Below are 10,356 nucleotides of genomic sequence, written 5' to 3'. Positions count from 1 at the left end.
AACAGGTATGGGCTATAGTGTACTAGAGATGGTTGAAGCGTTTGAAAAAGTTTCGGGTAAGAAAGTTCCTTATAAAATTACAGAGCGTCGCCCAGGTGATGTGGCAGTATGTTTTGCTGATGCATCGAAAGCAAAGCGTGAATTAGGCTGGGAGGCAACACGCGGATTAGAAGAAATGTGTGCAGATTCTTGGAAATGGCAATCAAATAATAAAAATGGCTATTTAAAAGTTTAATGATGAATATAAAAAAATGACCTTTGCATAAAAGCAAGAGGTCATTTTTTATTAATTTTATTAGCGAACCTAGAAAAGAACGTTCGCTGTTTTAAATGATGTGATTTTACAATATCTTATGCTAGAAGGTAGTAGAATGAGATAGAGGAATGTATTATTTTATTAATTTTTTATAGAAATTGAAAGCGTATTATTGAAAAGTATTCCAACACTTGTATCATTGATAGAGTCCGTTTATAATCAAGGAATCCTAGTTCATGTTTTAATAGGATTATTTATTATTGAAAGCGTTTTAAGTTCGCTCCTTTTTGAGGTAGGAGGTCTGACTTATTTGAATGAAAAATTATGTATGTAGTTTTAAATGGGAAGAAAAATAATATAAGTATCACTTTATAGTGTGGGGAGGTTAAAAGTGTGAAAGGTAAAGATTTTCACACGAATATATATGGGTTATGTAGGATTATTACTTTCAGGGGCAGCTTTATTTTTAAATAGTCTTGTTATATTAGGGAAAGCAGAGATGAAAAGTGCGGGTGTTTTTAATTTATTTGTGGGTGCACTACAAATTATTATTCCGTTTTATTTGATCATGATTTCTGACCAAAGCAATTGGACAGTGTATTCATATGCGGCTACTTTCTTATTTGGATTAACTTATTTATATGTAGGTGTTACTTTTATAAAAGGAATGGATAGTAGTGGTCTAGGATGGTTTTGTATTTGGGTAGCAATTATAGCCTTATTCTATATGGTTGTTTCATTTGTTCAATTCCATGATGTTGTTAATGCGTTAACGTGGTTTATGTGGGCATTACTTTGGTATTTATTCTTTGTATTAAATACACAAAAGAAGAACATTAATCAATATCTTGGAAGGATTGCCTTCGTACAATCATGGGTAACATTGACTTTACCTTCACTCTTTTATTTTATGGGAGTGTGGGGAGAGGGATTTGTATATGAACTATGGGTTTATGTATCAGTAATTTCTATTTTGTACTTCTGTTATTGTATTTATAAATATCGAGTACGTTAATATATTTTCTGTAGAAAAGCATGGAATCGTTAAACGAATTCCATGCTTTTTATATGTTGGCACTTATAATAGAGAGGTAGTATTTTACAATTTGCTAAAATGGGGATGATGAAGTTGAAAAAAGTATTGGTGCTAGGGGGAACAAGATTTTTTGGTAAACATTTAGTAGAAGCACTTTTGCAAGAGGGGCACGATGTAACGATTGCGACGAGGGGAGTTACTGAAGATTCTTTTGGTAGCGCAGTAAAAAGAATAATTATTGATAGAGAAGATGGAAAGCTACTAGAAAAGTGTCTAGAAGGAAAAAGTTATGATATTGTATACGATAATTTATGCTATAGCTCGAATGCAGCGAAGATAACATGTGAAGTGTTACGAGGGAAAACGAAGAAATATGTTATGACATCTTCAATGGCCGTCTATGAACCTGCCCTAAGCTTATCAGAAGAAGACTTTAATCCGTACGATTATGCAATCGCGTATGGAGATAGGAATGACTTCAATTATGGTGAAGGAAAGAGATTAGCTGAAGCCGTTGTATTTCAACAAGCAACATTCCCAGTTGTTGCAGTTCGTTTTCCAGTTGTTATTGGAGAAAACGATTATACGAAAAGGTTACAATTTTACGTTGAATGTATTGTGAACCAAAAACCTATCGTTGTGGATCATGTAGATGGAACTTTGTCATTTATACATGAAAAAGAGGCAGGAGAGTTTCTAGCTTGGTGCGGAATGGAAAATGTGAAAGGGCCAATTAACGCCTGTAGTAACGGGGTAGTTTCTACGGAAGAAATTATTCATTTCATAGAAGAGAAGACAGGAATAAAAGCACTCATTCAGAAAGCTGGGGAAAATATAGCTCCTTATAATGAGGTAACTAACTGTACATTACATAATGGAAAGGCTCGTGAATTCGGATTTTTGTTCCGAGAGCTGAAACTAGAAATGAAAAATGTTTTAAAACATTATATAAATACAATGAAGTAATCATAAATCCCCCGGTGGCAATCCGGGGGATTCTGGAGGATTTCGACAATACTGATTTTACATTACCAAATTTACCTTATACGTACGACTAATGTTTTTGTGATTGAATTGCTTGTAAATACTTCTCGTTTACTTGGTCCCAGTTTACTGTATGCCACCAGTTGGTAACAAACTCTGGGCGCCTATTTTGATACTTTAAATAATAAGCATGTTCCCATACATCAATTACGAGTAAGGGGATTTTCCCTTCTTGCAAAGGCGTATCTTGATTTGGTGTACTCATAACAGAGAGTTCCTCACCGTCAAGAACAAGCCATCCATAGCCACTTCCAAAACGACTAATAGCTGCTTTGGAAAGTTGATCTTTTAAGTTGTCAAAGGTATTGAAATAATAATCAATTACTTTTGCAACGTCTCCATTAGGCTCACCGCCACCTCGTGGGCTCATCACTTCCCAAAAAAGACTATGACAATAGTGACCGCCACCGTTATTTCGTACAGCTGTAACAATTTCCTTCGGTAAAGCATCTAAATTACATAGCAATTCTTCTAAAGATTTATTATGTAATTCAGTATAATTTTCTAAAGTAGCATTTAAATTGTTTACGTATGTCGCATGGTGCTTTCCATGATGAATGGAAAGTGTATTGCTATCAATATGTGGCTCTAGTTCATCATAGTCATATGAAAGCTTTGGCAATTGAAATGAAGACATAACATTACCTCCTTTCTATTTAAAAAGTTGGTCTAGGTAAAAATACTTTACCTGAGTCAAAAATACACCCATTTTCCATATAAGTCAATAGTAAGTCCATTAATTTTCTGAAAAATATTACAATAAAAGTAACACTCTCACTTTCATTTGTGACTCCTATCCTTTTTGCTTATACTGTAAAGTAGCAGGGTTTTGTTGAAATAGAAGGAGATTGTTTATGAGTAAAACGAAACAATTAATAGAGGAAGCAAGTAATTTTATTACGATTTGTTATAAGGAGCTTCATAAAGAACAATTGATAGAAGAACGTATAAAAGAAATTCAAATTGAGATAGAGAAGACAGGGACATATGAGCATACATTTGAAGAACTTGTTCATGGTTCACGAATGGCATGGCGTAACAGTAATAGATGTATTGGAAGACTATTTTGGAGTAAGATGCACATATTAGATGCGCGCGAAGTAAATGATGAAGAGGGTGTATATAATGCATTAATTCATCATATTAAATATGCAACGAACGACGGGAAAGTTAAACCAACCATTACGATTTTTAAGCAATATCGAGGTGAAGAAAATAATATAAGAATTTATAATCACCAATTGATTCGATATGCAGGATATAAAACAGAAACGGGAGTGATTGGTGATTCTCATTCCGCTACATTTACGGACTTTTGTCAGGGGCTTGGTTGGCAAGGAGAAGGTACGAATTTCGATGTATTGCCACTTGTGTTCTCTATAAACGGGAAGGCGCCTACATATAAAGAAATTCCGAGAGAAGAAGTAAAAGAAGTGCCAATTGAACACCCAGAATACCCTATTTCATCACTTGGAGTAAAATGGTATGGTGTTCCAATGATTTCAGATATGCGTTTAGAAATCGGCGGTATTTCTTATACAGCCGCTCCGTTCAATGGATGGTATATGGGAACAGAAATTGGGGCGCGCAACTTAGCAGATCATGATCGTTATAATTTACTTCCGGCTGTTGCGGAGATGATGGATTTAGATACATCGAGAAACGGTACCTTATGGAAAGATAAGGCGCTAATTGAGTTGAATATTGCCGTACTACACTCCTTTAAAAAACAAGGAGTTAGTATTGTTGATCACCATACTGCTGCACAACAATTTCAGCAATTTGAGAAGCAAGAAGCTGCTTGTGGTCGTGTTGTAACAGGTAATTGGGTATGGCTTATTCCGCCATTATCTCCAGCTACCACTCACATTTATCATAAACCGTATCCGAATGAAATTTTGAAGCCAAATTTCTTTCATAAATAATATTTAGTGCAGTTTTTTTCTGCAAAATATATTTTTTTTAATTACTGTTATGTAGCAAATGGAAGCCTTTACTCTCGGTTATTTTTGGAAGAGGCTTTTTGAACCAAGGAGTACCTTATGTTATAATCAAATTTCTGTTTCGAAGACCTTATAGAAATATAAGGTCTTTTGTTTTGCTTTTTTATGTAAGAGGAAGAGAATTTTTCTTTTTAATAAGGGATTTGGCATATTTTTAGGGACAACATAAGTATGTGGGAAGTCGATAAAATGTTATGCATATATAATTATTATGTTTTAGGTTTAAACAATAAAACATAATAAAGTTGTTTTTTTAGATTGCTGAGGAAGGAGGAAGTATAAATGAGGATGAAGAGTCGAAAAACTGATTGGCCTGTATTTATTATTAGTGGTGGTTCACTTTTATTATTTGTAATTGCAGTTTTTTTGAACAAGGATTATGTAGAGAGTGCGATTAATAAAAGTTTCGCTTTTTCAATTAAATATTTCGGTGCCTTCTGGCAAGTTTTATTATTAGGTACATTTATTGTTGCGATGTGTATGGCTTTCTCCAAATATGGGAGAGTTAAGCTTGGGGGATTAGAAAAACCTGAGATTAGTACGGCAAAATGGCTTGCTATTATTATGTCTACATTACTTGCTGGAGGTGGCGTTTTTTGGGCAGCAGCAGAGCCAATGTATCATTTGATGACGGTGCCACCAATACATGATGGTATATCTGCTGGAACGAAAGAAGCAGTCATGCCTGCTTTAGCACAAAGTTATATGCATTGGGGATTTTTAGCATGGACGATTTTAGGTACAATTAGTGCGGTAGTTATGATGTATGGACATTATCATAAAGATATGCCGCTAAAACCTCGAACACTTTTATATCCTATTTTTGGGGAAAAATTAAGAAAGAGCCTGCTTGGAACGATAATTGATGCAGCTGCAATTATTGCAGTAGCTGCAGGTACAATTGGCCCAATTGGATTTTTAGGTTTACAAGCAAGTTATGGATTACAAGAATTATTTGGAATTTCTGATGTGTTTACTACTCAATTAGCAATTATTGTTTGTGTGGTGGCCGTGTCTACCATATCGGCAGTAACAGGTATTGATAAAGGGATCCAAATTATAAGTAATTTAAATGTTAGATTAGCAATTGTGTTAATGGCATTCATATTACTATTTGGGCCAGGTGGATTTATTATTGATTCGTTTGTTTCTTCGTTTGGATTTTATGTAAATGAGTTTATACCGATGAGCACATACCGTGGTGATACAAGTTGGTTAGGATCTTGGACAATCTTTTTCTGGGGATGGTTTATTGGATACGGACCAATGATGGCAATTTTAGTGAGTCGAATTTCAAGAGGGAGAACGATTCGAGAAATCATCGTTGCAATTGGAATTATCGCACCTATTATTACAACATTTTGGTTTACTATATTAGGTGGATCAGGCGTGTTTTATGAGTTGATGAATCCTGGGTCTATCTCGGACGCATTAAGTGAATCTGGTATGCCGGCAGCTATGATTGCAATTACAGGGCAATTGCCACTTTCTAATATTATTGGACCAGCATTTCTTTTATTAACAATTTTATTTGTAGTGACAACAGGAGATTCAATGGCGTATTCCATTTCAATGGCAGTGACTGGAGACGGAGATCCTAGAATTAGTTTGCGAATTTTTTGGTCGCTTATTATGGGCGCAGTTGCAGCAATTCTTTTATATATGGGTGAAGGAAGTATTAATGCGCTACAATCGTTTATCGTGGTGACGGCAGTCCCGGTATCAATTTTGTTATTCCCAATGCTATGGTTAGCGCCTAAAGTTGCGGGAGAATTAGCATTAAAACAAGGTATTGTAAAAGAAGAAGATAAAACTGCATTCTTATTTCAGAAGGCTAGTAAATCAAAATAAATAAAAACGTAAAAGAGGAAGCATCTTAAATGAGATGCTTCCTCTTTTACGTTTAATCTAATACTTTTCCCTTTGTTTCTGGTACACATAGTAGCATTGTAATTAACCCGATTGGGTAGATGATAAAAATCAAGGACAATGCTCCAAGTAGGTTGCCACCTGTAGCGAGTAAGCCAATAATAACAGGCCCAAATCCAGCTAACCCACGTCCTGTACCGAAAATAAAGTTTTCAGCGGTAGAGCGAGCTTCAGCAGGATAGTTTTCAGCTAAAATTGCTCCAAATCCTCCCATCATTCCATTTGCAAAGAATCCAAGCAATGCACTTCCCCATAATAATAATGTTGAATCTGTGAATAAGAAGAAGTAAATGAGACAGTATATTGTACCGCCAATATAATAGATTGCAAAGGTTTTACGTCGACCAATTTTATCAGCCAGAATACCAAAGATTGCAATTCCAATTAGCATACCGATGGTAGAAATGAACATCCAGCCACTTGCTTTTGCTAATGTATAGTTATATTTATTTGCTAAAATAGTGGGCATCCATGTGAAGATTCCGTAATATCCGAAGTTTTGGATGAACGACATAATAATAAGACCAATTGTTGTAATTGTTACTTTTTTATTGGCAAATAACTTTCGAAGTGGAAATTTTTTTATATGTTTTAGTTGTTCTGCTTCAGTAGTTGTTAATTTACCTGCAGCTTCTTTTTGCAATAGTTCCTTTTTGTAGCGTTGTTTTTGCTCCCATATTTTCGGTTCACTTAAACTTTTACGGACATAGACAGCTAGTAAAGCTGGAATTAATCCAAATAAGAAAACGGCTCTCCATCCAAAGTGTGGGACAATAAATGCTGGAAGGAGTGAAGCAATCAGTACACCAAATTGCCATCCAAGTGCAACAACAGATGTCGCTTTAGCGCGCATTTCTTTAGACCATGTTTCTGTTACGATGGCCATTCCGATTCCGAATTCACCACCAACTCCCATTCCAACTAAAAAGCGCAGAATTAATAATTGCCAGTAGTCTGTTGCGAAATAAATGAGTGCGGTTGCTAGTGAAAACAGTAAGATTGTGAAGGCCATTGTACGAATACGGCCAAATAAATCAGCAATAAATCCAAATAAATAAGAACCAATTAACATTCCTATTGTGGTAGCTAAAGTTAAGTTTCCACCTTCAACAGGACTTAAGTGAAACTCTTTTAAAATATAGACAAGTACGAACGATAATAGCAACATATCTAAACCTTCTGCTGCATATCCTAGCGCAGAACCAAATAATGTTTTATATCTTTTCGCTTTTGTCTCCTCTGTTGTTTGTTGTACATCAGTAGTGACGTTCATTATTACTCCTCCTTATTTTCTACAGTCGCTATGGAAGAATAACAAAAGGCCTTCTCACCTGATATGATGAGAAGGCCAAAAAAGCATACGTATCCCCAAGAAAAGAACATACGTATATTGTATTCCGACTTCCTTCTCAACCTCACGGGGTTGGGTTAAAGGACTGTATTATATTACTTTATTTTTAGCACTCTTCTATATGTATTGTCAAATAAAGAGGAAGTTATTATGTGTAAAATATTTCAAAAAACATTTCGTTCTTCTTGACGCCGACTTCATTATTTTCCCATAATAAAACTAACTAAATAAAAAGGAATGAATCAAAGATGCTAAATTTAGTACTCATGATGATTGAACGAGTCGGACTTATAGTTATTTTAGGATTTTTACTCTCTCATATTAAAACTTTCAGACGCCTCCTTCATAAACAGGATGGCTATGTAGATAAGCTTAAGCTTATTTGTATTTTTTCGGTATTTACAATTGTAAGCAATTACACTGGGATTGAAATAGCAGGAAATACGATTATGAATGAAAATTGGTTACAAGGTGTTTCATCATCGAGTACCATTGCGAATACACGTATTATGGGTGTTGGAATTAGTGGATTGCTTGGTGGTCCTATCGTCGGAATTGGGGTAGGATCAATTGCTGGTATTCACCGTTATATGCTTGGAGGGACGACAGCTCTAAGTTGTGCAATCTCGTCAATTTTAGCAGGTGTTATAACGGGGTATATTGGATACATTTTCAAAAAGTATAATCGTACAATTACTCCTAAGTTTTCAGCGATTTTAAGTGTTTTTATCGTTTCTTTAGAAATGATTATGATCCTATTAATTGTAGAGGATGGAATGAGCATTGTGAAAACAATTGCGATACCAATGATCCTTGTAAATAGTTTTGGAAGTTTTATTTTACTTTCTATGATACAAGCTATTTTGCGTCAGGAAGAGAACGCAAAGGCACTTCAGACTCATAAGGTATTACGTATTGCAGATAAAACGTTACCATATTTTCGCCAAGGCTTAACAGAAGAATCATGTAAGCATGTGGCACAAATTATTCACCGTTTTACAGGAACAGATGCGGTATCCTTAACAGATACAGAGAAAATATTAGCTCATGTTGGATTAGCATCAGATCACCATATTCCTTCACATAGTTTAATAACTGGTTTGTCGAAAGAAGTTTTACATACAGGGCAAATAATGAAAGCAAAATCACGTGAGGTCATTAATTGTCAACATGAAGGATGCCCTTTGCAAGCGGCGATTGTTATTCCACTAACTTCGCATGGAAATACGATAGGGACATTAAAACTGTATTTTAAAAATCCTAACCAGTTAAGTCGCGTTGAAGAAGAATTAGCAGAAGGGTTAGCAAAAATATTCTCCACGCAGTTAGAGTTAGGAGAAGCTGAGTTGCAAAGTAAATTACTTCAAGATGCGGAGATAAAAGCATTACAAGCGCAAATTAACCCGCACTTTTTATTTAATGCGATTAATACAGTATCAGCTTTATGCCGAACAGATGTAGAAAAAGCAAGGAAGTTATTATTACAGCTTAGCGTATATTTCCGATGTAATTTGCAAGGGGCACGTCAGTTATTGATTCCACTAGAACAAGAATTAAACCATGTACAGGCATATCTATCCTTAGAACAAGCAAGGTTCCCAAATAAGTATGAGGTAAAGATGTATATTGAGGACGAGCTAAAGACAACTTTAGTACCACCATTTGTTCTTCAACTATTGGTTGAAAATGCATTGCGACACGCTTTTCCGAAGAAGCAACCAGTATGTGAAGTAGAAGTGCATGTTTTTGAAAAAGAGGGTATGGTTCATTTTGAAGTAAAAGATAATGGACAGGGAATTGAGGAAGAACGTTTAGAACAATTAGGAAAGATGGTAGTTTCGTCAAAGAAAGGGACTGGAACAGCTTTATATAATATTAATGAACGTCTTATTGGATTATTTGGAAAAGAAACGATGCTTCATATCGAAAGTAAATTAAATGAGGGGACAGAGATTACTTTTGTTATTCCAAAAAAAGTAGGGGAGGAAGAACAGATTGTTAAAAGTATTAGTAGTTGACGATGAAATGTTAGCACGTGATGAACTAAAGTATTTATTAGAGAGAACGAAAGAAGTTGAGATAATTGGTGAGGCTGATTGTGTGGAAGACGCATTAGAAGAACTAATGCAAAGTAGACCAGATATTGTGTTTTTAGATATTCAATTATCCGATGATAACGGATTTGAAATCGCCAATATATTAAAGAAGATGAAAAATCCACCTGCAATTGTATTTGCTACTGCCTATGATCAATATGCACTGCAAGCATTTGAAGTAGATGCGTTAGACTACATTTTAAAACCATTTGATGAAGAGCGTATTGTGCAGACATTAAAGAAGTATAAAAAACAAAAACAATCGCAAATAGAAACGAAGCACGAAATAAAGGGGACAGATGTAACAGTAGAGATGCATAAATTAGCATTACCAATTGAAGAATCAATCGTACTTGTTAATATTGAAGATATTGTATATGTAGGACTTGTGGACGGAAAAGTGACAGTAAAAACAATGAGGGAAACATATGTAACACACGATACACTTGTGATTTTGGAAAAGAAGTTGCCGCAAGTAAGTTTCATGCGTGTTCATCGTAGCTTTATTGCAAATATTAATCATATTACTGAAATTCAGCCATGGTTTAACTCTACTTATAATTTAATTATGAAAGAAGGATCAAAAGTACCTGTTAGTCGTACATATGCAAAAGAACTCAAGAAGCTGCTTCGTATTTAAG

Annotated in this window: 9 protein-coding genes; 7 read left to right on the top strand and 2 right to left on the bottom strand. The window is 35.1% G+C overall.

Features of this window, described 5'->3' with window-relative positions:
• The 3 genes from ACTFSL_RS25380 to ACTFSL_RS25370 form a co-directional block, all read left to right on the top strand.
• On the top strand, positions 1–235 hold a 235-nt coding region (locus ACTFSL_RS25380; RefSeq protein WP_440042597.1), incomplete at its 5' end, for a GDP-mannose 4,6-dehydratase.
• Positions 236–680: 445 nt separating this feature from the next.
• Entirely contained in the window at positions 681–1,271 is a 591-nt protein-coding gene (locus tag ACTFSL_RS25375; RefSeq protein WP_000542569.1) for an AmiS/UreI family transporter, read from the top strand.
• Positions 1,272–1,370: 99 nt separating this feature from the next.
• Entirely contained in the window at positions 1,371–2,258 is an 888-nt protein-coding gene (locus ACTFSL_RS25370; RefSeq protein ID WP_002195968.1) for an NAD-dependent epimerase/dehydratase family protein, read from the top strand.
• 88 nt (positions 2,259–2,346) lie between these two features.
• On the opposite strand, the gene sodA is transcribed toward ACTFSL_RS25370, so the two are convergent.
• Complete coding sequence (gene sodA, locus ACTFSL_RS25365) at positions 2,347–2,973, bottom strand: superoxide dismutase [Mn] (protein WP_000094037.1); 627 nt, start codon at positions 2,971–2,973, stop codon at positions 2,347–2,349.
• 217 nt (positions 2,974–3,190) lie between these two features.
• On the opposite strand from sodA, the gene ACTFSL_RS25360 reads away from it, so the two are divergent.
• Positions 3,191–4,261, top strand: a complete 1,071-nt coding sequence (locus tag ACTFSL_RS25360) for a nitric oxide synthase oxygenase (protein WP_440042596.1) — start codon at positions 3,191–3,193, stop codon at positions 4,259–4,261.
• 360 nt (positions 4,262–4,621) lie between these two features.
• Positions 4,622–6,190: a BCCT family transporter gene (locus ACTFSL_RS25355; RefSeq protein ID WP_001242442.1), complete on the top strand. Its 1,569-nt coding sequence runs from the start codon at positions 4,622–4,624 to the stop codon at positions 6,188–6,190.
• Between the two features lie 52 nt (positions 6,191–6,242).
• Here the strand turns inward: ACTFSL_RS25355 and ACTFSL_RS25350 are convergent, their stop codons facing one another.
• Entirely contained in the window at positions 6,243–7,541 is a 1,299-nt protein-coding gene (locus ACTFSL_RS25350; protein WP_416809725.1) for an MFS transporter, read from the bottom strand.
• Positions 7,542–7,867: 326 nt separating this feature from the next.
• On the opposite strand from ACTFSL_RS25350, the gene lytS reads away from it, so the two are divergent.
• Positions 7,868–9,637 (top strand): two-component system sensor histidine kinase LytS, encoded by a 1,770-nt coding sequence (gene lytS, locus ACTFSL_RS25345; RefSeq protein ID WP_440042595.1) that lies wholly within the window; start codon positions 7,868–7,870, stop codon positions 9,635–9,637.
• Positions 9,615–10,355 (top strand): LytR/AlgR family response regulator transcription factor, encoded by a 741-nt coding sequence (locus ACTFSL_RS25340; protein WP_000921843.1) that lies wholly within the window; start codon positions 9,615–9,617, stop codon positions 10,353–10,355. The genes lytS and ACTFSL_RS25340 overlap by 23 nt, the downstream gene beginning before the upstream one ends.
• Position 10,356 lies beyond the last annotated feature (1 nt).

It is taken from the genome of Bacillus cereus group sp. MYBK108-1 (genome assembly GCF_051917185.1).
GTDB classification, from domain to species: domain Bacteria; phylum Bacillota; class Bacilli; order Bacillales; family Bacillaceae_G; genus Bacillus_A; species Bacillus_A cereus.
The sequence above is the reverse complement of the archived record's forward strand: the minus strand, read 5'-3'. Positions and strand labels throughout refer to the sequence as shown.

What these genes read in the sequence shown, in the direction of transcription:
- ACTFSL_RS25375 (WP_000542569.1), top strand. Translation starts at nt 681, where the DNA reads ATGGGTTATGTAGGATTATTACTTTCAGGGGCAGCTTTATTTTTAAAT.
- ACTFSL_RS25370 (WP_002195968.1), top strand. Translation starts at nt 1,371, where the DNA reads ATGGGGATGATGAAGTTGAAAAAAGTATTGGTGCTAGGGGGAACAAGA.
- sodA (WP_000094037.1), bottom strand. Translation starts at nt 2,973, where the DNA reads ATGTCTTCATTTCAATTGCCAAAGCTTTCATATGACTATGATGAACTA.
- ACTFSL_RS25360 (WP_440042596.1), top strand. Translation starts at nt 3,191, where the DNA reads ATGAGTAAAACGAAACAATTAATAGAGGAAGCAAGTAATTTTATTACG.
- ACTFSL_RS25355 (WP_001242442.1), top strand. Translation starts at nt 4,622, where the DNA reads ATGAGGATGAAGAGTCGAAAAACTGATTGGCCTGTATTTATTATTAGT.
- ACTFSL_RS25350 (WP_416809725.1), bottom strand. Translation starts at nt 7,541, where the DNA reads ATGAACGTCACTACTGATGTACAACAAACAACAGAGGAGACAAAAGCG.
- lytS (WP_440042595.1), top strand. Translation starts at nt 7,868, where the DNA reads ATGCTAAATTTAGTACTCATGATGATTGAACGAGTCGGACTTATAGTT.